Annotated in this window: 24 protein-coding genes; all 24 read right to left on the bottom strand. The window is 52.7% G+C overall.

Annotated elements, in window-relative coordinates:
- Positions 1 to 98: 98 nt before the first annotated feature.
- Complete coding sequence (gene rpoN, locus CTH_RS02720) at positions 99 to 1,499, bottom strand: RNA polymerase factor sigma-54 (RefSeq protein WP_307167976.1); 1,401 nt, start codon at positions 1,497 to 1,499, stop codon at positions 99 to 101.
- Between the two features lie 72 nt (positions 1,500 to 1,571).
- Entirely contained in the window at positions 1,572 to 2,057 is a 486-nt protein-coding gene (locus tag CTH_RS02715) for an acyltransferase (protein WP_078665994.1), read from the bottom strand.
- Positions 2,041 to 3,051 carry an MBL fold metallo-hydrolase gene (locus tag CTH_RS02710; RefSeq protein ID WP_078665995.1) on the bottom strand — a complete coding sequence of 337 codons (1,011 nt, stop codon included), beginning with the start codon at positions 3,049 to 3,051 and terminating at the stop codon, positions 2,041 to 2,043. The genes CTH_RS02715 and CTH_RS02710 overlap by 17 nt, the downstream gene beginning before the upstream one ends.
- Complete coding sequence (gene whiA, locus CTH_RS02705; RefSeq protein ID WP_078665996.1) at positions 3,048 to 3,998, bottom strand: DNA-binding protein WhiA; 951 nt, start codon at positions 3,996 to 3,998, stop codon at positions 3,048 to 3,050. The genes CTH_RS02710 and whiA overlap by 4 nt, the downstream gene beginning before the upstream one ends.
- A gap of 78 nt (positions 3,999 to 4,076) precedes the next feature.
- Positions 4,077 to 4,592 (bottom strand): YhcN/YlaJ family sporulation lipoprotein, encoded by a 516-nt coding sequence (locus CTH_RS02700; protein WP_078665997.1) that lies wholly within the window; start codon positions 4,590 to 4,592, stop codon positions 4,077 to 4,079.
- 67 nt (positions 4,593 to 4,659) lie between these two features.
- The gene (locus CTH_RS02695) at positions 4,660 to 5,955 is read right to left on the bottom strand and encodes a gluconeogenesis factor YvcK family protein (RefSeq protein ID WP_078665998.1); all 1,296 of its coding nucleotides are present in this window, start codon (positions 5,953 to 5,955) and stop codon (positions 4,660 to 4,662) included.
- Positions 5,955 to 6,845, bottom strand: coding sequence for an RNase adapter RapZ (rapZ, locus tag CTH_RS02690; protein ID WP_078665999.1), 891 nt, complete (start codon positions 6,843 to 6,845; stop codon positions 5,955 to 5,957). The genes CTH_RS02695 and rapZ overlap by 1 nt, the downstream gene beginning before the upstream one ends.
- Positions 6,846 to 6,888: 43 nt before the next feature.
- On the bottom strand, positions 6,889 to 7,623 hold the full coding sequence (locus CTH_RS02685; RefSeq protein ID WP_078666000.1) for a PHP domain-containing protein: 735 nt from the start codon (positions 7,621 to 7,623) through the stop codon (positions 6,889 to 6,891).
- 64 nt (positions 7,624 to 7,687) lie between these two features.
- Positions 7,688 to 7,849, bottom strand: a complete 162-nt coding sequence (locus tag CTH_RS02680) for an aspartyl-phosphate phosphatase Spo0E family protein (RefSeq protein WP_159071800.1) — start codon at positions 7,847 to 7,849, stop codon at positions 7,688 to 7,690.
- Between the two features lie 108 nt (positions 7,850 to 7,957).
- On the bottom strand, positions 7,958 to 8,869 hold the full coding sequence (locus CTH_RS02675) for an ROK family protein (protein WP_078666002.1): 912 nt from the start codon (positions 8,867 to 8,869) through the stop codon (positions 7,958 to 7,960).
- Entirely contained in the window at positions 8,860 to 9,591 is a 732-nt protein-coding gene (locus tag CTH_RS02670) for a phosphatase (RefSeq protein WP_078666003.1), read from the bottom strand. The genes CTH_RS02675 and CTH_RS02670 overlap by 10 nt, the downstream gene beginning before the upstream one ends.
- A gap of 18 nt (positions 9,592 to 9,609) precedes the next feature.
- Positions 9,610 to 11,580 carry an amylo-alpha-1,6-glucosidase gene (locus tag CTH_RS02665; protein WP_078666004.1) on the bottom strand — a complete coding sequence of 657 codons (1,971 nt, stop codon included), beginning with the start codon at positions 11,578 to 11,580 and terminating at the stop codon, positions 9,610 to 9,612.
- A 63-nt stretch (positions 11,581 to 11,643) separates the two neighbouring features.
- The gene (locus CTH_RS02660; RefSeq protein ID WP_079906769.1) at positions 11,644 to 13,581 is read right to left on the bottom strand and encodes a glycoside hydrolase family 15 protein; all 1,938 of its coding nucleotides are present in this window, start codon (positions 13,579 to 13,581) and stop codon (positions 11,644 to 11,646) included.
- Between the two features lie 17 nt (positions 13,582 to 13,598).
- Positions 13,599 to 14,444: a sugar ABC transporter permease gene (locus tag CTH_RS02655; protein ID WP_078666006.1), complete on the bottom strand. Its 846-nt coding sequence runs from the start codon at positions 14,442 to 14,444 to the stop codon at positions 13,599 to 13,601.
- The gene (locus CTH_RS02650; RefSeq protein WP_078666007.1) at positions 14,444 to 15,352 is read right to left on the bottom strand and encodes a carbohydrate ABC transporter permease; all 909 of its coding nucleotides are present in this window, start codon (positions 15,350 to 15,352) and stop codon (positions 14,444 to 14,446) included. The genes CTH_RS02655 and CTH_RS02650 overlap by 1 nt, the downstream gene beginning before the upstream one ends.
- A gap of 53 nt (positions 15,353 to 15,405) precedes the next feature.
- A complete protein-coding gene (locus CTH_RS02645; RefSeq protein ID WP_159071799.1) occupies positions 15,406 to 16,689 on the bottom strand; it encodes an extracellular solute-binding protein in 1,284 nt (427 codons plus the stop codon).
- Between the two features lie 23 nt (positions 16,690 to 16,712).
- Positions 16,713 to 17,813, bottom strand: coding sequence for an ABC transporter ATP-binding protein (locus tag CTH_RS02640; RefSeq protein ID WP_078666009.1), 1,101 nt, complete (start codon positions 17,811 to 17,813; stop codon positions 16,713 to 16,715).
- Positions 17,813 to 18,844, bottom strand: a complete 1,032-nt coding sequence (locus CTH_RS02635; RefSeq protein WP_078666010.1) for a LacI family DNA-binding transcriptional regulator — start codon at positions 18,842 to 18,844, stop codon at positions 17,813 to 17,815. The genes CTH_RS02640 and CTH_RS02635 overlap by 1 nt, the downstream gene beginning before the upstream one ends.
- 155 nt (positions 18,845 to 18,999) lie before the next feature.
- Entirely contained in the window at positions 19,000 to 19,992 is a 993-nt protein-coding gene (locus CTH_RS02630; RefSeq protein ID WP_159071798.1) for a glucodextranase DOMON-like domain-containing protein, read from the bottom strand.
- A gap of 1 nt (position 19,993) precedes the next feature.
- Positions 19,994 to 20,917 (bottom strand): HPr(Ser) kinase/phosphatase, encoded by a 924-nt coding sequence (gene hprK, locus CTH_RS02625; RefSeq protein ID WP_078666012.1) that lies wholly within the window; start codon positions 20,915 to 20,917, stop codon positions 19,994 to 19,996.
- Positions 20,910 to 21,173 carry an HPr family phosphocarrier protein gene (locus CTH_RS02620; RefSeq protein WP_078666013.1) on the bottom strand — a complete coding sequence of 88 codons (264 nt, stop codon included), beginning with the start codon at positions 21,171 to 21,173 and terminating at the stop codon, positions 20,910 to 20,912. Before CTH_RS02620 ends, hprK begins: the two co-directional genes overlap by 8 nt.
- Before the next feature lie 59 nt (positions 21,174 to 21,232).
- Positions 21,233 to 22,033, bottom strand: coding sequence for a Cof-type HAD-IIB family hydrolase (locus CTH_RS02615; RefSeq protein ID WP_307189629.1), 801 nt, complete (start codon positions 22,031 to 22,033; stop codon positions 21,233 to 21,235).
- Between the two features lie 11 nt (positions 22,034 to 22,044).
- Entirely contained in the window at positions 22,045 to 22,383 is a 339-nt protein-coding gene (locus tag CTH_RS02610; RefSeq protein WP_078666015.1) for a phage holin family protein, read from the bottom strand.
- Positions 22,384 to 22,455: 72 nt separating this feature from the next.
- On the bottom strand, positions 22,456 to 24,297 hold the full coding sequence (gene uvrC / locus CTH_RS02605) for an excinuclease ABC subunit UvrC (RefSeq protein ID WP_078666016.1): 1,842 nt from the start codon (positions 24,295 to 24,297) through the stop codon (positions 22,456 to 22,458).
- Between the last annotated feature and the right edge of the window lie 70 nt (positions 24,298 to 24,367).

Below are 24,367 nucleotides of genomic sequence, written 5' to 3'. Positions count from 1 at the left end.
GGTGCATTTGCCCCACATCCATATTCTAAGGTAAGCAATTCCACCTTGTCAAGAGGGGCATTTATAGGATGCACCAAGTTGTAATATTCTATGCAATTCTAGTAGCGTTTGCGCCTTGCTGCTGCCGGTATGCCCAGCTCATCCCGGTATTTGGCCACGGTGCGCCGGGAAATCTGGATTCCCTTCTGGCCTAAGAGTTCCGCCAGTTTTTGATCAGACAGGGGCTGTTTCGGATCCTCATTGCTGATCAATTCTTTCAGCAGCAATTTGACACTGCGGGAGGAAACTTCCTGCCCGCCCCCGCTTTCCAGCCCGCTGGCGAAGAAATATTTTACCTCAAATACGCCATGGGGGGTCTGGATATATTTGTTGGCGGTAGCCCGGCTGATGGTAGATTCATGTAAGTCCAGCAGCTCGGCTACCTGTTTCAGGTTCAGCGGTTTTAAATAACGCAAACCGAAATCAAAAAAGTCTTTTTGCAATTGCACCAGACAGTTGGCCACCCGGTACAGGGTCAGACGCCGCTGTTCAATGGCTCGAATCAGCCAGCTGGCCGCATTGAGTTTGGCCTCTACATATTTTCTGGCTTCCGAATCTTTTTCCTGCAAAAGAATGGAGCGATAGGTGGAATTGATGGTCAGTTGCGGCACACCATAATCATTAACCAGCACGATATATTCCCCATCGATTTTTTCCACCACAATATCTGGCACTACATAGCGCACATCCTGGTTGCCCCCAAAGCGCCGCCCCGGTTTGGGATCCAGTTGTTTGATCAAGTCATAGAGGCGCTGAATTTCCTCCACCGGCACCCCCAGGGCCCGGGCTACTTTCGGCCCTTTCCCCTCCCCCAGAGCTGTCAAATGATGCTGGATCAAAGCCGGCAAGAGGGGTTCATTCCAGCCCAGAGCTTCTACCTGCAGAAGTAAACATTCCTGTAAATTGCGGGCAGCTACTCCGGCCGGATCGAAAGTCTGGATGGTACGCAAAACTTTCTCTACCTTTTCGACCGGAACCTGCAAGCTACGGGCAATTTCCTCCGTACTGCAGGTCAAATAGCCATTATCATCCAGGTTACCGATAATAAACTCGCCGATTTCCTTCTCCCCGGGGTCCAAAGGGCTGACATTAAGCTGGAACAGCAGGTGTTCCACCAGAGTCGGTCCCTGAGTGAGGAAATTTTCCCACTGTACCTGTTCCTTTTCTTCCTCGGCTCCCTGCCTGACTATGCCCAGATCGGATTTGTCAGCAAAATACTCCTGCCAGTCAACATCCAGGCCATCATCCTTCCCCCCGTTAGCTTCCACTTCCGTTTCCGGCAGCTCTTCCTTGTCTTCCTTGATTTCCAGAACAGGATTTTCCTGTAGCTCCTGTTGCACGTACTCAGACAGTTCCAGGGCCGATAACTGCAAGACAGTGATGGCCTGGCGCAATTCGGGAGTCATTATCAATTTCTGGCTCTGTTCCAGGTTCAGTCCATAACCTATGCGGATTGACATAGCTCCCTACTTCCCTTCCCAGGCTAATACTAATAACTTCTCTTCTCTACCGGGGAAATCCTCTTTTTACTGCTAATTTATTCGCAAGGGCCTGGCAGGTATACCTCCAACTACCGCTCCTGCTTCCACATCCCCGGTTACCAGTGACATGGCTGAGATTTTGGCCCCATCACCGATAGTCACCCCCGGCAGAATAGTGGTGTTGGCCCCAATCATGACATTTTTGCCAATTTTTACTTCTCCCAGCCGGTATTCTTCCACCAAATATTCATGGGTCAGGATGGTACAGTTATATCCGATCACTGTATTATCCCCAATGCTGATGCGGTTAGGGAAAAAGATATCCGGCATCATCATCAGACCCAGAGAAACATTCTTCCCCAGCTGCATTCCCAGCAAATGGCGGTAGAGCCAGGCTTTCAGGCGCAAAGAAGGACAATAGCGTCCCAGCTGTATTATAGCAAAATTGAACATCACCCGCCAGGGTGAAATAATTCGGGTCCAGTGTTGCATACTATTCGGTCCCTCTACCCGGTAGCTCTCAACTCTGCGCTTCATCTTCTCCCTCCCGCTTGAGCCATCGCTGTAAATCAACCTGCAAGCCATCATAAGCGGCACTGGTCGGCACCCCACTGACCGCTTCCACGTAGGCCGCCATGGCCGGTCGTAAATCTTCCGGCCAGACACAGCAGTGATTAAAATGGGTAATGTAGCACTGTTTTATATTGCTTTCTCGCAACAGATAAGGCAGGCCCAGGGTGGTAATATGCCGGTGAAACCAGCTATTATGGGCCGTAACATTGGCAATGAGGAGATCCACTTTCCGGTAGGCCTCTACCAGTTCCTCCCGCCAGCTGATCGCTTCCTGGAAATCCAGCACCGGCCCCCAGGGGATAACCTCCTTGATTCCACTGAAAGTGCGATAACTGCGGAGAAAATTGGTATCACTGGTGTAGCCCAGGATTAACCCCGGGGCTTTCAGAATAAACCCATAGTTTTCCGGACCATGATATGCCGGTACAGGAATCAGAGTCAGCTCTCCCAGGGCAATGGGCTGATAGGCCTGCAAAAACACCACTTCCGGGCCGCCCAGATAGCCGCTATGGGCCGCCTCCCCCCGGTGAAAGGTGCTGATATGGGCATTTTCCTCCACCATATCCCGGGGCAGCAAGAGTTTTCCCCGGCGGCTGGACATGGCCCAGCACATGCCCTCGATAATGCTTTCCGCCCCGGCATAATGGTCCACATGGCCATGGGAGATATAGACTGCATCCAGCTGACCCAGATCAATCCCCAGTTCCAGGGCAGCATATAACGCCCCCGGTCCTGGATCCACCATGAAATAGAAATCCCCCAGCTGCAGAAAAAATCCAGCAGTCCGCGGTTGCTGGCTGATTACCGCTTCCGGGTTACCGCCGGTACCAAGAAAAGTCAGGGTCCAGCTCTTCTCTTTCTCCTGCCGCCCTTCCCGCAGTTTATAGAAACGGCGGCTGGCCTCTACAGCCATCGCTGTTTTGTACCGCAAAAAAGCATCCAGTTCCTCTTTTTTCATTCCCCTTTCTCCCCCTGTAACAGGCGACTGGCCAGCTGCTCCAGCTTGCGCAGGCGATGGTTCACCCCGGATTTGCTCAAAGGCGGTTCCAGCAGTTCCCCCAGTTCCTTCAAACTGATATCGGGATAATTAAGCCGTGCTTCTGCCACCTGCCGTAAACCCTCCGGCAAATTGGACAAACCCACCCTCTCCGCCAGCAGGCGAATATTTTCCAGCTGCCGGACTGCAGCATTCACCGTTTTGGATAGATTGGCAGTTTCACAATTGACCAGCCGGTTAACATTATTGCGCATTTCCTTCACGACCCGGGCATTTTCCAGTTCCAGCCGGGCCCGATTGGCTCCAATCAGGCTGAGAAAATCGGCAATCTGTTCTGCCTCCTTGAGGTAGACTACAAAATTGTTTTTGCGGGCAGTCAGCTTGCCTTTTAGCCCCAGATCGCGCAAGAGATTGACGATAGCTTCCCCGTCTTCCTGGTTGTCAACGATAATTTCCAGGTGATAGTCCCGTTCCGGGTCATTGACAGAACCGCCCCCCAGAAAGGCTCCCCGTAAATAAGAGCGTTTACAGCAATCCCGGGCCAGCAATGGGTCAGCAATTCCATCCCAGAGCTCTCCCCTTTCATCAAGTACCCCGGCAAAGAGCAGGATTTTTTTTACCTCATCACTATCTGCCACTTTTACTATATATGTGTTATGTTTTTTCAATCTATTCTGTTTGCTGACCAGAATATCCGCCTGTACACCAAATAATTTCTTGAGCAAGGAAAAAACCTTGCGGGCAATAGCGGCGCTTTCAGTATGTATAGACAAGGCCCAGCCCGTCCCGGCACTGAGCTGCAGGGAACCATCCATTTTGATTAAAGCGGCCAGCTCCGCCTTCAGGCAACCTTCATGAGGTGGTAACAGCCGGGCCAGTTCTTCTTTAGTTTGCAGTGAAAAAGACATTTTCCCACCCCCAGTCCATTTTAACACAGCCAGGAGAGCAGGAAAAGCAAAAGCGGCGGGAAATTCCGCCGCTGACCTTTAGGTAGTGGGTTTTAACCGTTTGAAAAATTCACTGATTTGATCAAAAAACTCGCTGATAGGCCGGCCCTGCCGCACACCGGCAGCAATTTTTTTGATCCTGCCTACTGCATCTGGATCAGTTTCCACTACGGCATTGACTATCCGCGGGTCCCGTTTGGCAGTAGTCGCTGCTTTTTCGCGAATAGCTTCCACTTTGGTTCCTTCAATCCCGGCCTTCAAGTCCAGACCGATCAGGGCCACATTGCCTACCACCACTACTGAAGCCTTGTTCACTCCGTCGATCCGGGAAACGGCATCAGCAATATCATCGGCTGCATCCCAGGCCTGCGCCTGGGTACGGGGCCCTTCTGTCCGCGGCGGTGTGGGAGTAGGCGCCGGAGTAGTAATAGTCCCTGGCGGGGTAGGTGCTGGCGCCGTTGGCGGTGCCGGTTTCCGGGCCGGACATCCTCCGGACCAGATCAGGGTTGCGGCCAGGACAGCAGTTAACCAAGCTATCTCTTTGCGCTTTGACATCAATTTCACCTCCCTCGGCACAAACTCAAGTTTAGTTTGCCCGTCCGGGAGGGATCTATACGTTAGATTAATAAGGATAAGTCCATTGTTTGGTCAAACGCAGGATAATCCGGGCCAGCCGTCCGGCATTGTGACGCACCACCTCGGATAAATCGGCCACCGGTTCCACCAGGGCCACCACATTCAGCTTCTTAACCCTGTCCCCATCATAACGGACCGGGTACTGACCCTGAGCCGCATATTTGCGCAGCAAATCCGCCGGGATCCGCGTCTTGTTGGCAATCACTACATCCACAATATCACCCGCATGTTTTTGGATAGCGGCAACATGGTCACTGACGGTATAATCATCAGTCTCTCCAGGCTGAGTCATGATATTGCATACATAAACCTTGGGACAACGGGCCTGGGCCAGCGCCTCAGCAATGGGCTTAATCAAAAGATTGGGCAACACGGAAGTATACAGGCTCCCCGGCCCTAAAACGATGATATCCGCTTCCTGAATGGCCTTGATTACCTCCCCGTAAGCCTCCACTTCTTCCGGCTCCAGCCAGACCCGACGTATCCGCCCTTTGGCCCCGGGGATGAGGGATTCCCCCCGTACAATCCGGCCATCACTCATTTCCGCTACCAGAGTAACCTGCTGGGTGGTAGAAGGTAACACCCTGCCCCGCACGGCCAGCAATAAGCCCAGCTCATTGATGGCCCTGACAAAACTGCCACTGAGCTGAGTCATAGCCGTTAACATCAGGTTACCCATGGTGTGGCCTTTTAAACCGGCTTCTTCATTAAAACGATACTGCAGCAGCTCTCCTAACCGGCTGCCTGGTTCAGCCAGAGCCGCCAGGCAGTTGCGCACATCCCCTGGAGGCAGCATACCATAATGTTCCCTTAGCCGCCCGGAGCTGCCCCCATCATCGGCCATGGTTACAACCGCAGTCAAATTGCTGGTATATTCCTTCAATCCGCGCAAAAGCACCGATAGCCCGGTGCCGCCCCCGATGACCACGATATTGGGCCCTAAGCGCAAGTTGCGTTTTTCCCAGACTTTATCCACCAGCCGCCAGGAGCGGTAGGGTAAAACTGCCATCACCACAGAGGTAATAGCACTGAGCAGGCCGTAAACCAGCAATACTGCCCCTGTTACCAGCAAACCAGCTCCAACCACTGCTATCCCTTTACCCCCCAGCAGCTGCCGGGAGCGGGTAAAAAAATTGGCCAGCCAGACCAGCATATCCCAGTTAAGCACAAAGGTCAGGCCCAGAACCAGGAAGCCGGCTCCAATTAGAGCCAGAAAGAACCAGCGCTTTACTCCCATGCCGGGCAAAAACCATTTCCACTGGCGAGGCCTCCGGCGTCTCACTAAATTTCCCTCCCTTTTTCCCGTTGAATGTCCCGGTGGCGCACCTCTACCCGATAGGATTTATCCCCCCTGTCAGCCAGCAATTCGGCCAGACGATTGGTCAGGGTCACAGAGCGGTGCTGGCCCCCGGTACAACCAATGGCAATAGTTAAACTGGTTTTGCCTTCTTTAATATATTCGGGAATAAGGAAAGTGATTAAATCCAGAAATTTGTCCAGAAACTTTTTAGTTTCTTCCCGGGAGACAACGTATTCCTGCACCTCCGGGTCATTGCCGGTTAAAGGCCTGAGCTCCTTGATATAAAAGGGATTGGGCAGGAAACGAACATCTATTACCAGATCCGCATCCAGCGGGATCCCGTATTTGTAGCCAAAAGACATAACTGTAATGCTGAGCCGGGCCCCTTCCTCTTCCGGCTGGAAGGCCCGGAAAATTTCTTCTTTAAGTTCAGCTGGCTTCAGACTTGAGGTATCGATAATGCGATGGGCCCGGCCCCTTAGTTCTTCCAGCTTGGCCCGCTCCCGCCTGATGCCATCCAGCACTGTCCCCCCGCCAGCCAGAGGATGGCGCCTTCTGGTTTCCTTAAAGCGGCGGACCAGCACCTCATCAGCCGCCTCCAGGAACAGAATGCGGTAATCTACTTTCTGTTGTTGCAGATAATCCAGGGCTTCCTGCATCTGGTCAAAAAACCGGCCGCCCCGCATATCCATTACCAGGGCATAGCGATAAGGCTGGCCTTTGACCTGCCGGGTCAATTCCACAAATTTGCTGACCAGGGCCGGAGGCAAATTGTCCACCACGAAAAAGCCCATGTCTTCAAAAGCCCTCACCGCCGTACTTTTGCCGGCCCCGGAAAGGCCGGTGATGATAATCAGACTGATATCCTTCATTCCCTTCACCCTTTCCGCTAACTAACTTCGCTTTCCATCCGGCTTATTCCTGCCAGCAATTGCGGATTCTTTCCTCCGGCACTCCGGCTTTCTGCAACAGTTCAATTCCATCGGTCAGCCTCCCTACCGTGGCGGGAAAATGGGCATCACTGTTTACGACAAATTCAACCCCGGTAAGCACCAGTTCCCTGATATCCTCCACCTTCTGGTAATGATGTCCGGTATTGATTTCATAAGCAACTCCCTGTTCAGCACAGCAAAGGGCTATTTCCCGCCGATCCAGGGGCATGCCCAGATCAGGGTGAGAGAGAATATCCACCGGGTATTGATGCAGTGCTTCCTTGACCGTTTTGGTGTTGTCGGTCCGGATTTTTTCCTTGTATCCCCGGGAAAGACGGGCCAGCTGGTTAGCGATGACCCAGCCCGCTCCATCAGTATCAGCAGGCCAGACATAGGGATGTAGCCCGACAATCAGCAAATCCAGCTCTTTTATTACTTCTTCCGGCAGGTCGATTGTTCCTGCCGGATTGATAATATCCGCTTCTGCTCCCACCTTGATTTCCAGTTCAGGAAAAGCAGGGGCCAGGTCAGCAATTTCCTTTTTTATGTCCAGGTAGGTTTGCCCGTTTTCAACCCCAACCCCGATATTAGCCGGTCCGTGATCGGTGATAGCAATGGAAGCCAGCCCCCGCTGTCGGGCCGCCTCCAGATTTTCCCGTACCGTACCTCGACCATCACTGTACCGGGTATGAGTGTGCCAGTCCGCCCACTTAGCCATCAAAATCACCTCCGGCAAACAGTGTATCCGCCGGAACAAAAAAATAACCGGCCTACCAGCCGGATTAGTAACCATATTCCCTGAGATACTGAACGATCAGCTTGTCCAATTCACGGGAAAGGGCATAGACATCAGCAGCTAAAAAGTTCTGACCATTTCGGGCCAGTATCTCTGCCAGTTGCCGTTGCTGTCGGCTGATCGCTGACAGCAGTTCCTCCTTGGACACCGTTATCACCCCACCTGATTATTCCTGTCTCTGTGAAAAGAAAGTTGTTACAAACAAAAAATCACAAGTAAAAGTATACGGGTAGTTCCTGTATTTGTCAAGGAAAAATTATCTTTTATCCCCAAACAATGCTGCCGCCCCATAAATGCCGGCATCATTGCCCAGGGTCGCAGCTTTGATTTTCACCCTCTGCGCCGGCACAGCCAGTGCCAGGCGGGCCACTTTTTCCCGCAGGGGAGCAAGCAGCTGCTCCCCTGCCTTAACTACACCCCCGCCGATTAGAACCAGATCTGGGTTAAAGATATTGACCAGGCTGGCTACTCCAACTGCCAGGTAAGAAATATATCGATCCACTACTTCTATTGCCCTGGGGTCAGCTGCCGTAGCCAGTTGCATCACTTCCCGGGCCTCCTTGACCGGCAAGCCAGCCTCCCGGCCCAGCCGCAGCAGAGCCGTGGCTGAAGCCAGAGTCTCCAGACAGCCGCGATTACCACAATTGCAGGCAGGGCCATCCAGCCAGATCACCATATGGCCCAGCTCGCCAGCAGTGCCATCCGGGCCCCGGAAGAGCTGACCGTTCAAGATAAGGCCACCCCCTACACCGGTACCCAGGGTCAGCATCAGCAGGTTATTTGCCCCCTGGCCAGCTCCCTGCCAGAACTCGCCCAGAGTGGCCAGATTAGCATCATTGTCCAATTTGACCGGTACACCCAGCAACTCTGTTAACCAGGTGGTCACGGGAACATTCCGCCAGCCCGGCAAGTTCGGGGAAAAAATGCATTCTCCCTGCGCGAAGTCATGCAGGCCAGGAGCGCCTACCCCTACCCCGGCCAGAGTATGCCCCTGGCCAAACTCTGTCACCAATTCCCGCACCAGGTCAGCAATCCGCACTACCACTGCCCTCGGCCCCGCTGCCGCCTGGGTGGGGATTTCCTTTTTTCCCAGCAACTCCCCCGCGGTGGTAAACAATCCGCCTTTAATGTTGGTCCCGCCCAGATCAATTCCTGCGATTACTTGCATGTCCCCGTTCTCCTCCTTTGTTCCAGATAAGCCAGCACCGTTTCCGGAGAGCGATTGAGGATTTGCTCCTCTTTTACTCCCTGCCGCTGGCACAAATCCCAGGCAGCGGTCAGTTCACCCACCCAGTCGGCATAGTGGCTGTCACTGCCCAGACTGATCAACACCCCGTATTCCGCCGCCAGACGGGCAATCGCGGCACAATTGGTAGCACTGCCTTTGCGGCTGCCGCCCAGGGAGCTGTTGTTGATTTCAATCGCCTTCCCGTAATGTTTGGCCCCCTGGACAATCACTTCCGGGTCGATCTGAAATTCGGGATTGCCCGGATGAACAATCACATCCACCAGGGGGTGGGCCATAGCTTTCAGCATGGCGTCAGTATTGGTCACAATTCCCTGGTCAGCAGGAAAACAGTAGGTATGAAAACCGGCCAGCACAATCTCCAGTTTGGCCAGATACTGGTCTGGCAGGTCCAGGGTCCCATCCAGCCCGATAATGTTAGCCTCCACACCTTTTAATACTCTCACCCCGTAAATGGTTTCCGGCAATACCCGCAGGTTACCGAAATGATAAAGATGGGGCCCCCCCGGCATGGCTGGACCATGATCGGTCAAAGCAAACATTTTCAACCCCTTGTCAGCAGCTGCCCTGGCCATTTCCTGCACGGTGCTGTAAGCATGGCCACTGGCAACACTATGGCAATGTAAATCCACCAACCAACGCATGGCCGGGATCTCCCCTTTCTATCTCTGCATGATCTCTTCCACCCATGCCCGCAGCACTTCCGCTACTCCCCAGGCCTGGGCAAAACAACCCCGGGGAGTGTGGGGATGGTCACCATCAAAAATTTCGGAAATGGTACCAACACCTGCTTCGAATAGATGGCCCCGGAAGGGCTCCAGCAATTTTTCAGCTATTTCCCGGCTGCTGGCATCATAGTTGTGCACTTTTCGCAGCGCTGTCAAAAAAGGGCCAATCAACCAGCTCCAGGCCGTTCCCTGGTGATAGGCTCCATCCCTTTTCCAGCGGTCACCGATGTATGTACTCTGATACCGGGGATGATCTGCCGCCAGGCTGCGCAGCCCGTAAGGGGTATACAAGGCCCGCCAAACCGCCCGCACCACCAGTTTCTGGCGAATAGGATCCAGCAATTGATGGGGTAAACTTACCGCCAGGATCTGATTGGGCCGCAAGGCTGGATCAGGGTTGCCTGCGGGATCAATCACATCATACAAATAGCCGCCCTCGGCATACCAGAATTTCGCATTAAAACTGCTGGCAGCTAACCTGGCCAATTCCTCCAGCTCCCTGGCGCTTTCTCCTTGCCTGCGAGCCAGCTCCGCCGCAATCTTGAGGGCATTATACCAGAGAGCATTGATTTCCACCGCTTTGCCCTCCCGGGGGGTTACCACCCAGTCCCCGACTTTGGCATCCATCCAGGTTAACTGGGTGCCACGACTGCCGGCAGTCAACAAGCCGTCCTCATCCATTTTAATATTATACCTGGTTCCTCGTTGATGCCAAGCCAGAATTTCCCGTAAAACGGGGTAAATTTCCTTGTAAACAAAAGAATAGTCACCAGTATATTCCAGATATTTAAAAACTGCCTGGAAATACCAGAGAGACGCATCCACCGTATTATAATCCGGCCGTTCCCCGCCATCAGGAAAACGATTGGGGATCAGCCCTTCCTCCAAATAGCGGGCAAATGTCTGCAACAATTCCCTGGCTACTTCAAAGCGCCTGGTGACCAGGGTCAAGCCCGGCAGGGCGATCATAGTATCCCTGCCCCAGTCGGTAAACCAGGGATAGCCGGCAATCACAGTGGCCGTGCCGGTGCTGGCCCGGCGGACAATAAACTGGTCTGCCGCCAGCACAAGGGCATTAAGCATTGGATGCTGATAGCCTGCCTGTTCCAGGAGGGCGGCAAGCCGCTTTTCTTCCCGAACCTGTAACAGGCGGGCGGAAGGCATTTCAGCTATCGGTTCGACTGAAGCCAGAATGGCCAATTCTCCATCTCCGTCCAGCTGAGCTATAAACTCCCCTGGCATGTAGTGGTCTTCAACAGATTCCAGCCCCCGTTCCTGCTCTATGCGGTAGACCATATTCTCGAACCAGTAGCCCGGACCGGCTTGCCAGCGACAGTTTTGTCCGCGCAGATAAAGGGCAGGAGCCTCCGGCCAGGCCTGTAACCTGACCTGTTCCGGCCCATCTTCCCGCTGCCAGGGCCAGGGACAGCGCCGCACATTCCCATGATAGTCCCGGCAATTGACTAAGGGGGTTATCCGTATTTCTACCTTTTCCCCGCTCCCATTCCAGACCCGATAGCGAACAACAGTGGTATTCTGACCATGGATCATAAAGACGATTTTCTCCAGCAACAGGTCCTCAATGGCATAGAGGAAACGGGGCAATGGTTCCCGGCTGAACTGCAACAAATAGTTTTGCCCCTGGGGATAAAAACCTCCCGTCGTCTCATTGACCCCAAGCAGGTACTCCTTACCCCGCCAGATCACCTTTTCCTCCAGCTTGCTCAACAGCAGCAGGCGCTGGGTGGGGGGATTAAGGGAAGCGATTAATAATCCATGATAGCGCCTGGTATTGCAGCCTGTAATAGTGGAAGCCGCAAAACCGCCCAGACCATTGGTCACCAGCCATTCCTTATTTAGAGCCTGGTCTAAATCAGCCAGCTGGCTTTTGGGAAAATGGAGCATTATATCACCACCTGTAAAAAGTAGGCTGAGCTTAGTTTAGCCCAGCCTGACTTTATTATATCCCTAAAACTGACCTTTTTCCAGCAGATCCAGCACCGTTAAGACCAGCATGGCATGGGACCAGGTCAGGGGTACTACCCAGGCTGGCTGACCAGTTTCCCGATCCACCTGTTCCGGCAACAAGCCGGTAGCAGTCTGGTGGTCAACAGCCCAGTACAGCAGCTCTTTGGCCCGCTGGTAATTGCCCCGGGCCCCATGATACTGGGCCAGCCAGAGGGTGCAGAGAATCCAGGGATTCCCCCCGATATAATGGTCATTCTCGTAACGCTTGATTCCTCCCACCCTGGGTGAGGTCAGGAATTGCTCCACTGCTTGCGCCGTGGCTTCCACGCGGGGATCATCCGGTGGCAGGAAGGCAAAGGGAACTGTCAACCCCAGTAAAGAGACATCCACCACCGCATCTTCCTGCAGGCAGTAAATCATCTGTCCCCGCTCTCCTGGCAGGATAACTCCCTTTTCTCCCTGGCCAGTGCGCCATTGATACTCTTCCCGGTTGACACAGAGCTTGACTCCCCGCAAAAAGCGGTTATAGCCGGGATGCCAGAGCTTTTCCTGAATCCGCTGGCCCAGTTCCTCTGCTGCCTGTCTCCAGCGTTCCGCTTCCTCCTGATAGCCCAGAGTAGTTGCAGCATCAGCAGCGGCCATTAAACCAGCCCAGACTGCTACCGCCGAATAGGTGTGTTCCCCACAGCGTTCTTCCCAGAGATCAAAACTGGGTTGCGGCAGACCGGTTTCTGCATCCCTGAAGTTTATCAGGAACTCCGCCCCTTTCTTGAATGAGGGCCACATTTCTGCCAGAAAGGCCCGTTCCCGGTAAAGAGCATAATGCTGCCACATGCCCCAAAGTACCGAGCCGGTTTCATCGATCTGAAGACCCCAGTTTGGTGCAATCGCTCCATCCAGGTAATAGCGCTGCTCCCAGGAACCATCTGCATTCTGGGCCTTTGCTGCCCAGCGGTAAAAACGGGCGGCAGCTTCCTTATAACCGGCCCGGTCGATGGCATAAGTGATAAAGGCAGCATCCCGGCCCCAGCAATAGGCATAACCGCCACAGCGGGTAAAATCCTCATCAAATTCAGGAGCAGCGATCATGCTACCATGTTCCGCATCAGTCATCAGGGAAAAAACTATCAGGGAACGGCGATAGAGGGCATCCAGACGCTCATCCCCTGTCTGCACCGGTTTAGCCTGGGCCAAATATCCTTTCCAGTAGCTGCGGGTAGCAGCCAGCAAAGCTGCATAGCCTTCTTCCCGTGCCTTTTCCAGCTGAGCTAAAGCCAGCTCATAGGAAGGCCCCAGGGAAAGGAAAATCGTTATGGCATTACTATGCCCGGGGGCCAAAAGCCCCAGATCCCAGGCCATCGCCCCATCGGCCGCCATGGCATGCATAACAGGTGAGAGCTGGCCATTGTCGGCATTCATCATAGCGCCACCGCACTGGAATTGCTGAGCTGGCCGGTCTGCTGCCCAGAGAAAATGGTAATTTTGCTTGAACTGCCAGAGCGCTTCCGCTTGCGGGCGGAAAATGGTGGTATGGTAACGCCCATATTCCCCGATTTGCAGCTGAGAAAACAGCAGCAAGCGCAAGCGCTGATCTGCTGCACCGGTATTAGTGACCTGAAGATGGCGCACCAGCAAATCCCGGCCTGGGACAGCAAAATCAGTAATTTCGGCCTTGATGCTATTCTCGCTCCCCTGCAAGACGGTGACCAGGACTGCACTGTCCGGCAGATAATACTGGTGGCTCTGCCACTGGTCTTCATGGAACCAGCTAGTCCGGGGCTGGCCATCGATAGCCAGCCCCAGCCAGTTGCGGCCAATATTCTGGGGTGTATCGATACGGGGCCAGAACAGGCGCTCCAGTTCCGCCCGCTTGCCCAGAGAAGCAAGCAAACGGGAATTCCCGATTACAGCACTCATCAAATAGGGTTTCCTTTCCATTACTGCGACTCCTTCCCTTAACCTTTGGTTCCACCGGCAGTCAGACCGGAAATAAGGTATTTTTGGGCCCAGAAAAAGAAGATCACTACTGGCACGGTAATCAGAATAGCTCCTGCCGACATATAATGCCAGTCAGTATTGAATTCATTGACAAAAGTCCTTAAACCAACAGGTAAAGTGTAGAGTTCTTCCCTGTTCATGAAAGTCAGGGCATACATAAACTCATTCCAGGCTGTTACAAAGGAATAAAAGGCTGTTACTGCCAGGCCCGGCAGAGATAAGGGCAGTACAATCCGCCAGAAAGTACCGAAAGGAGTCAGACCGTCTACCCGAGCCGCTTCTTCCAGCTCCACCGGAATTGTATCAAAAAATCCTTTTAACATCCAGACACAAAAGGGCAGGCTGACGGTAGAATAAGCCAGCACCAGACCGGTATAGCTATTTAAGAGCCCATAGGATTTAATAATATTATATAATGGCACAATCAACAGGGAACCGGGAAACATTTGCGCAACCAGGAAAGAAAAAAGCCCGGTTTGTTTACCCAGAAATTCAAAGCGGCTGAAGGCATAGGCGGCAGTTGCAGCCAGGAACACTCCGACCAGGGTGGTAAGAAAAGCGATCAGCGCCGAGTTGACCAGCCAGGTCAAAAAGATATGATTTTTGAAAGTTAAAATGTACCGGTAATTGTCCAGAGTGGGATGTTCGGGTATAAAGCGAATAACATTGCTGAAAACTTCGCTTTCCGGTTTGAAGGAGGTAGAAAGCACCCATACCACCGGAAAGACAGAAATTATGGAGGCCAGAGCCAGAATTATGTGTACCAGCAAATCAACCCAGCGTTTTGCTGTTTTTTTCTTCATCAGTACACCTTCTCTCCCGCATTCTTGAGCAGGCGATTGTAGAAAAAGCTGAAAGCCAGCAAAAAGCTCAGGATTATCACACCATAAGTTGCCGAAATCCCGAAATTCCAGTTCATAAATGCTTCCCGATAAGCATAGGTAACTAAAATCTCCGTCTGTTTGTAGGGGCCGCCACCGGTTATTAAATAAATAACATTAAACATATTGAAGGTCCAGATGACCCCCAGCAGCGTAGCAGTAAATGCTACCGGTTTCAACAGGGGTAAAGTGATATTCAGGAATTGCTGCCATTTGGAAGCGCCATCCACCTCTGCCGCTTCATATAGTTCTCTGGGTATGGACTGTAAGCCCCCCAGCAGGGTTACCATCATAAAGGGGACGCCCAGCCAGATATTGGTGATAATTACCGCAAACATGGCTGTCCACTTGTTGGAAAGCCAGGCGATCGGTTCAATTCCCAATTTACCCAGCATCAGGTTTATTATACCGTACTCGGCATTAAACATCCATTTCCAGGAAAAGGCGGATACAAAAGAGGGCACCGCCCAGGGAATAAGCATTAACATGCGGTAAATAGCTCTGCCCTTGAGCTTGCGATTGAGCAGCAAAGCCAGAAACAGACCTATGACAAAATGGAAAAAAACATTGGTAAAGGTCCAGATAAGAGTGTTAAGAGCTACATCCCAGAACTCGGAGTTCAAATTGCCCAGAAGTTTGCGATAATTGGCCAGCCCCACCCATTTCCATGAAGGGGCGACAAACTGGTTGCCCATGTTATACTGATTCATATCAGTGAAACTATAGGATATACCCAGAATCAAGGGATAAAAGACCAGTACAGCCATGGCCAGTAGAGCCGGGGTCAGAAACAGATAGGCCAGCCAGCTCTGGCTCAGCTTTTTATTCATTGACTTAACCTCCTTCTCGCCAAGGAAGGGGAGAGGCCAACAGCAGTTGGCCTCTACTTGTTCAGCAATTTCTTCCAGGCGGCTGCTACATCATCCAGGGCCTGTTGTGGAGTCTTTTGTCCTTTCAATGCGGCCTGATAATTGGGAGTAAAGTCAGTATAGATTTGACCGCCTTCAGGAATTACCGGCCGGTTGGTAGCTTTTTCAATCACTGCTTTAAAATCAGAAACAATCCGGTTGTTCTTGACTTCCGGCAATTCATAAGCGGATTTCCTGGTAGGCAACAGATTATTTTTAACAGCGAATTTAGCCTGAGCTTCCCTGGAGTTGATAAATTCGATAAATTTATACGCTGCTTCCCGGTTTTTGGTATTAGCAGAAATCACATAGTTATGTCCACCGACAGGAGAACCGGTTTTACCTTCTGGACCGACAGGGATGGGCGCAATGCCCAGGTTATCAGGATCCTTGAATTCAGGACCGCTGAGGAGATCGGAAGTTGCCCAGGGACCATTTAAAATCATAGCATATTTACCGGTTTTAAAGCCCACCTGCATATTGTCATAGTCGTTGGCAAAATCGATTTCTTTGGGAACTACCCCGTATTTATCCCGTAAATCAATCATAAACTGCAAGCCTTTAACTGCCCCGGGAGTATTGACCAGAATGGTTTTGTCCTTAGAATCGATCAGCCCACCACCAAAGGCCCACATGAAGGGCTGATACCAGTAAGCATCTCCGCGATAGAAAAAGCCATAACGCCCTTTCTGCTTGTCGGTCAGTTTTTGAGCCACTTTAACCAGCTCGTCCATTGTTTTCGGCGGTTCAACCCCGGCTTCCTTCAACATGCGTTTATTGTAGAGCAGCGCCAGGGCATCGGTTACCTGGGGTACACCCCATATTTTGCCATTATATACATTGTAGTTGAAAGGCGCTTCCAGGTAATCTGCCTTATCTTCAGGCTTGATTAAATCATCAATAGGAGCAAGATAGCCGAGAGCGGCAAATTCAGGTGTCCAGGCTATTTCAGCCCGGAAAACATCGGGAGCATTCCCTGCCTGGGCCGCCACTTTAAATTTGTTCTGCGCATCCGCAAAGGGAACAGCTTGCATGTCCACCTTGATATCCGGGTTTTGGGCCTCGAATTCCTTCACGATTTCATTAATAGTCTGGGTTTCTTCCTGGTTAAAAGTATGCCAGAAACTGATGGTAACTTTTTCTCCACCCGGCTTATTCCCGGTCCTGGGCTCTTCGTTTTTGGCACAGCCAGTGACAAAACTGGATGCCAGCAATACAGTAGCCAGTCCTAAACTAAGGCTTTTCACAATTCCCTTCATATCCCTGTCCTCCTTCAAATCATTCATAAAATGGCCAGTTCAGTGTCAGGATCAAACAAGTGCAGGTGGTTCATGTCTACCGCCAGAGTTACCTTATCCCCCATGCGGTAAGGCTGGCGTGCCGCCACCCGGGCTGTCACCTCCTGTTCGCCTACCTTAAGATGCAGGTATATTTCCGCCCCTAACAGCTCCACCACTTCAACAGGTGCCTGCAGTTGACTGTCAGGGTAGGTTTCCAGTGCTACCGGTTCATCATGAATATGTTCCGGCCTGATGCCCATAATCACTTCTTTACCAGGATAGGCTCTGATTCCGTTCTGCTTACCCTCAGGCACCTTCAATTTCAGTCCCGGTGCAGTCAGCCAAATGTTTCCTTCCTCCTCTTTTACTACCACCTTCAGGAAGTTCATGCTGGGACTACCGATAAATCCAGCCACAAATTTATTCCGCGGCTGGCGATAAAGGTTCATGGGGGTGTCTACCTGCTGAATGACGCCATCTTTCATCACCACAATCCGGTCACCCATGGTCATGGCTTCTGTCTGGTCATGGGTAACATAAATAGTGGTAGTTTTCAGTCGTTGATGCAAACGGGTGATTTCCGCACGCATCTGTACCCGTAACTTGGCATCCAGGTTGGAAAGAGGCTCGTCCATCAGGAAAACAGCCGGTTCGCGAACAATAGCGCGTCCCATAGCTACCCGCTGGCGCTGACCACCTGACAAAGCTTTCGGCTTTCTGTCCAGCAAGTGCTCGATTTGCAGGATTTTCGCCACTTCTCGCACCCGCCTGTCAATCTCGTCTTTCGGCAATTTGCGCAGTTTCAGGCCAAAAGCCATGTTATCATAAACATTCATATGCGGATACAGAGCATAATTCTGGAAAACCATGGCAATATCGCGGTCTTTAGGGGGCAGTTCATTGACCAGACGGTCGCCAATATACAGCTCCCCTGCGGATATATCCTCCAGTCCAGCGATCATACGCAGGGTAGTAGACTTGCCGCAGCCTGATGGTCCCACAAAAACTACAAACTCCTGATCCTTGATTTCCAGATTAAAGTTGGAAACAACCTCCACTTCGCCATAGCGCTTGTAAACATTGCGCAAAATCACTTGAGCCATCAGTTTTTAGCCTCCTTTGCCGGAGCACAGGATTTGCGAATCACCAGTTCGGTCCTGATAAAATCATGTCCAGCTTTCCGGGCCGGGTTGCGTATCTTCTCGATCAAGAGTTCCGTTACCCGCACTCCCAGCTCATAGGTAAAAATCTCCACACTCGTTAAAGGCGGAGCCGTAAACCGGGCCATAGGGACATTATTAAACCCCACTACTGAAACATCCCGCGGTACTTTCATCCCCCGTTCCCTAACCGCCTGGATAGCACCGAAAGCCATCAGGTCATCCGCCACAACAACAGCCGTCAAATCAGGATGCCGGTCCAGCAGTTCCAGCATGGCCCGCTCTCCCCCTTCCTGGGTATACTCACCATGGGCTACCAGACTGCGGTCAAAACCGACCCCGAACTCCTGCAGAGCCTTTTTATACCCATCCAGACGATCCAGGCTGACTACAAACTCCAGCGACCCGATAATACAGCCGATCCGCCGGTGTCCTAATCCCAGCAAATATGCTGTGGCCTGATAAGCAGCTTCGATATTATCATTATCAACCCAGCACATATCCCAGTCATGCAACGGCTTGCCCACCAGAGCCGCAGGAAACTTGCGGGCCTGTAATTCCGCCCCCAGCTGGTTATCAACCCGGGATACCAGCAAGATTACGCCATCTACTCTGCGCCCTCTGACCATGCGCAGAACCGCTTCCTTTTCCTCCTGTTCCGTTTCCCCGGTAGCCAGCAGCAAGTCATAGCCTTCCCGCCTGGCCACCGAACTGATGCCACGGATTACTTCCGGAAAGAATGGGTTGAGGAATACCTCTTCGGCAGCCCGGGGCATAACCAGGCCAATAGTTTCCGTACTGCGTGTCACCAGATTGCGGGCTACCAGGTTGGGATGATACCCCAGCTCTTTCATGGCCTGCAAAACCCGCTGCCTGGTTTCCTCACTGATTTTGGGGTTATTGGCCAGCACTCTTGAAACAGTAGATGGATTCACCCCTGCCAGTTTAGCTACATCTTTTATTGTTGGCGCCACATATCCACCTCCTAAGCAAACGTTTGCATGTGCAATCGTTTGCCCAGCTTTGTTTTTATTATACCCCTTTCAAAACGATTTGACAAGAGGAAAATAAAAAAGAGCTTCTCTCAGAAGCCCCCGTATTGCTGTACTGCCGCTGAACCGTATCCATCCTATTTCCGCCTCCGCCGCCAGTTGGCCAGATTGAACCCGATCAGCAGCAACAGTATCAAAAACGCCAGGATAGCTGCAACATAGACCGGAAAATAAATGTTCCAGGGATATTTTTTCAGAATAGCATTCCCTTTTTCTCTAACTGCCAGTACCAGGCGATCATACCAGGTGTATTTTTTTATGCTCACCGGCTGTTCCGGGTGGACAGGCTTAACCACTGCCAGTCGCTGTTTTTCCACACTGTAAGAGCCCAGCTGACTGCTCTGAGAGTTTTCACCCGCGGCCGGAGCCAGAACATCCAGAACATTGGGGTCCAGATTGGTATCGGTACCCCCACCAAATTGCCATTCCGTAGCTTTGGCCAGTACAGGCCGCCAGCCATCGGGACCGATGGGATCCTGACTGCCGATGAGGACATAATAATACCAGGTCTCGGGATGCTCATCCAGGGCCTCCCTGGGGATGACAGCCTCTACCGTTTTCCCATCTGTTGCCCGCCGGAACAGCAGGCCCTGGCGCCGTCCTGGTTCAGTCTTGCGCTGGTTCCAGTAATAAACCGCCCCTTTATGCCAGCCGGTAACATCGATAAAGTACTCCCAGCCATGGCGGGGGTCAAAGTCCACATAGGCCCCTTCCCGCCAGGTTTCAGAACGGCCTTGATTGGGCTGGCTGTCTATGTAAAGAGCAATCCGCTGATGACTAAACCCTTCCGGCGCTCCCCAGGGGTTGGACAGCTTTTCGGCAAAGGTAAAATAAAAATAATAACTGGAATCATCCACTTCCACGCGAAAGGTGGTCAGGTCATAGAGCCCATGCCGGGGATCAAATACCGGTCCCTTTGGATAGACATAGGTTCCCGGGCCCCGGTCATCCCCCCGGGGATCTTCCATTTGAAACAGCACCTGCCGCGGGACTGCATTAGCAGCTGCCGACTTGCTGCTTGCCAGCCCTAACAGCAGGAAAAACACCAGAAACACAGAAAAACGTCGCATATTATTCCCCCTCATGCAAGGAGAGGGCTGCCAGCCGCCGGGTCAATTCCAGGGCCGCATTATGGCCCAGCAGCTTGAGCCGGAAATTCATGGCGGCCACTTCAATGATGCTGGCAATATTGCGTCCAGGACGAACGGGAATAGTGATCCCGGGGATTTCATTGCCCAGCAGCTTAACTTTTTCCTCATCCAGGCCCAGGCGGTCATAATATTTACCTTCCTGCCACTCTTCCAGACGGATAGCCATATGAATGGTCTGCTCGATCCGCACTGCCCCTGCCCCGAAGAGAGTCCGGATATCCAGAATCCCCAGGCCGCGAATCTCCAGCAGATGTCTGACCACCTCCGGCGCCCGTCCCGAGAGGCGTTCCCCGATTTTAATCACTTCTACCGCATCATCAGCAACCAGGCGATGGCCCCTTTTCACCAGTTCCAGAGCTGTCTCACTCTTGCCAATGCCACTTTCCCCGGTAATCAGGACCCCAACGCCATGGACATCCACCAGCACCCCGTGGATGGTGGCACTGGGAGCCAGTCTTTCTTCAAGAAAATCGGTAAGTCGACTGATAAAACTGGTAGTTGGTTGCGGAGTGCGCAACAGGGGGATCCTCTTTTCCCGGGCCGCTTCCAGCCAGGTTGGCTCGATTTCAATGCCCCTGGTAATAATCAGGCAGGGAAAATACAGACTCAGCAAAACATTCCAGCGCTGCCAGGCTTCTTCGGCTGGCAGGGTGCCCAGGTAGGCAAACTCGGTAGTACCCAGTACCTGAATGCGCTGATGGTCAAAATGCTGCAAAAAGCCGGCCAGCACCAGGCCCGGCCGATTGATGTCCGCCACCTTCAGCTTGCGCCCTAACTCCTCTTCTCCGCTTAATACCTCAAGGCCCAGGGCCTTGATCAGATCCCGTACTTTAAGTTCAACCATTAAATCCACCTGCAACCAGCTGGGCCAGAGTCTCCACCGCAGCCTCTTCATCCTCGCCCTGGGCTTCAATGGTCAAATAGCTTCCCTTCTTGGCCGCCAGGGTCATCAAACCCAGAATGCTCTTGCCATCAACTTCATGATTGTCTTTGCTCACCTTGATCTGACTTTTGAAACGGCTGGCAGTCTGGACAAACAGGGCTGCCGGCCTGGCATGTAAGCCCATTTCATTGGTGATTTCGACTGTAACCTTTGCCATTTTTACTTCCCCCTCACTGCTTCAGTATTCCATTCCATTCTATCGAAAACCGTCTTTTTTCACAAGACAAAACGGTGAATTGCCTCTGCTACTCCATCATCATCATTGGCCAGAGTGACATAATCGGCGATAGCCTTGACTTCCGGTTTGGCATTGCCCATGGCCACCCCGATCCCTGCCAGCTCAATCATATCCAGGTCATTGAAACTGTCCCCGATAGCCATGGCGTCCTTTAACTCCAGGTCCAGATGGCGGCAAAGGGCAATTAGGGCCTGGCCCTTACTGGCTTCCGGATGGGTGAACTCCAGATAATGATCCTTGGATTTGGCCAGCTGCACTTTGCCCTGCCAGCGGGGGCGCAAGGCTGCCGCCAGCTGGTCCAGCCGTTCCGGTTCAGCGATGAGCAGAATTTTGCTGGGTCCCTGACCGCTGGCCAGAATCCTGCCCCGCAAATCCTCTTCCACCGTGTAGGGAACCCGGGCCAGTTGACTGTATGCTTCTGCCTCTGCTGTCGCCTTTTCCACATAGAGGTGGTCATCCAGATAGATATTGGCATGAATCCCTTCTTCCCGGGCCAGGGTGATGATTTCCGCCGCCATTTCCGGCGGCAGGGGGCGGTGCCAGAGCTCTTCCCCGCTCAGCCCGGATTTGATCAAAGCCCCTTGATAGGTGATCAAGGGCAGATCCAGTCCCAGTTCCAGGGCATAGGGCCGGGCGGAACGGTACATCCGGCCCGTGGCCAGAGTTACCGCCACCCCCCGGGCACTGGCGGCCTTAATAGCCGCCTGGGCCCGGGGGGAAATAGTACAGTCAGTTCGCAAGAGGGTATCATCCAGATCGATTGCTATTAATTTTACCAAGATAATTCCTCCTACTCCACCAGAGCATTAGCAATGGAACTGATAAATGATAACACAATCGCTCCCAGCAAAGCCGGAATGAAACCGGCTACATCAAATCCTTTCACCACTGAACCTACCAGATAGAGCATCATGCCATTGACCACCAGGGTAAAAATCCCCAGAGTCAGGATATTGAGGGGCAGAGTCAATAACAGCACCAGCGGCCTGATCACTGCATTGACTATGCCCAGCACCAGCACTGCGATCAAAGCCGCACCGAAACCACGCACTTCAATCCCTTCAATCAAATAGGCGGTGAGCATCAAGGACAGAGCATTGATTCCCCAGCGAATTAACAAACCGGTCATCTTTTCACCTCCCGCTCAACTGTTTTATCCTTAAGAAATTCGGCACTTGCCGGCGATTTCCTGCCTATATTGTTAATTCTCGGCCTCCCAGCGCCGCAGCCATTCCCACAAAGCCTGGGCCACCTGCTGATTCATACCAGGGACAGCTGCCAGCTCCTCCACCGTTGCCGCCCGGATTTTGGCCAGAGAGCCGAAATGTTTGTATAAAGCCTGTTTGCGCTTGCTGCCTATACCCGGCACTTCTTCCAGCACACTCCGCAAATTGCGCTGAGTCCGCAATTTGCGGTGGTAAGTCAGGGCAAAGCGATGGGCTTCATCCCGGATGCGCTGCAGGAGGTAGAGCCCCTGGGACTGCCGTGGCAGGATGATGGGCTCAGACTGGTGGGGAGCAAACAGCCATTCTTCTTCTTTAGCCAGGCCAAAGGTAGGGATATGGCCAAATCCCAGCTCCTCCATTACCCGCCGGGCAACAGCGAGCTGACCTTTGCCCCCATCGACAATCAGCAAATCCGGGAGCTGAGCAAATTTTTCATCCCCTTTGCGGGCCCGTTCCAGCCGCCGGCGCAGCACCTCAGCCATGGAAGCAAAATCATCGGGACCGATTACTGTCTTGATTTTGAAACGGCGATAACATTCAGGAGCAGGTTTCCCATCGAGGAAAACCACCATCGACCCTACCGATTCGCTACCCTGGGTGTTGGAAATATCATAGCACTCGATGCGCCGGGGTGGAGCTGCCAGTCCCAGGGCCTGAGCCAGTTCCTTCAACCCCTGTTCTCTGGTTTCCCGCTCTTTCAGAATGGCCGCTTCCTTCAGTTCCAGTTCCTGAACGGCATTTTTGTGGGCCATTTCCGTCAGGGCTTTTTTCTCCCCCCGCCGGGGCACCAGCAGTTCCACCTTTTTCCCCCGTCGGGCCTGCAGCCATTGTTCAATCACTTCTCTTTCCTCTTCCGGGACCCCCTCGGCCAGAATCACTTCCCCGGGAATAAACTGGGCCTGGCTATAGTATTGCTTGACCAGGGCCGCCATGATTTCCTCCCGGCTATATCCCTGGGTATCTCCCAGGAAAAACACCTCCCGCCCCAGTAAAGTACCATGGCGGATCAGCAAAATCACCCCGCAGGTTTCCCAGATTCCCCGGGCTACCGCCAGCACATCCCGATCCCCGCCGCCAGGGGTGAGCATCTTCTGTTTTTCGCCCAGAATCTCCAGGGCCTTGATCTGGTCCCGCAAACGGGCAGCCCGTTCGAAATCCCATTTTTCCGCCGCCTCGTTCATCTCCTGTTGCAATTGTTTGATCAGGTGGCCGTATTTCCCTTCCAGAAACAACAATACATCTTCCACCGTCCGCAGGTATTGCTCCCGGCTGATCTCCCCGCTGCAGGGAGCTGAACAGCGGCGAATGTGAAATTGCAGACAGGGGCGGCTGCGTTCCGTCAAGGTGCTACCCGGACAGGAACGCAGAGGAAAGAGTTTTTTCAGTAAATGCAAAGTCTCCTTAACCGCCCCGGCATGGACATAGGGGCCAAAGTAACGGGCCCCGTCGCGCTCGACCTTGCGGACATAAAGCACCCGGGGATATTGCTCCTGAACTGTAACCTTTATATAAGGGTAGTGTTTATCATCCTTGAGCAGAACATTATAACGGGGGCGATATTTCTTGATCAGGTTGCATTCCAGCATTAGGGCATCCACTTCGGTATCGGTGATGATATATTCCAGGTCAGCAATCTGTTCCACCATGGCCCTGACCTTTTCCGTCTGGTTGGCAGTGGATTGAAAATAAGAGCGCACCCGGTTTTTCAGAACCCGTGCCTTGCCAACATAGATAACCTGCCCCCCGGCATTTTTCATCAGATAGACTCCAGGCTGTTCCGGCAAATGTTCCAGTTTGTGTTGCAATTCAGGCCGCATTTTCTCTCCTCCCAGCCCCATTATAACACATTTGAGAGCAGGAAGATTGCCCATACGAGAGGGGCTGGCT

Source organism: Carboxydocella thermautotrophica (assembly GCA_003054495.1).
Taxonomy (GTDB): Bacteria; Bacillota.
The sequence above is the reverse complement of the archived record's forward strand: the minus strand, read 5'-3'. Positions and strand labels throughout refer to the sequence as shown.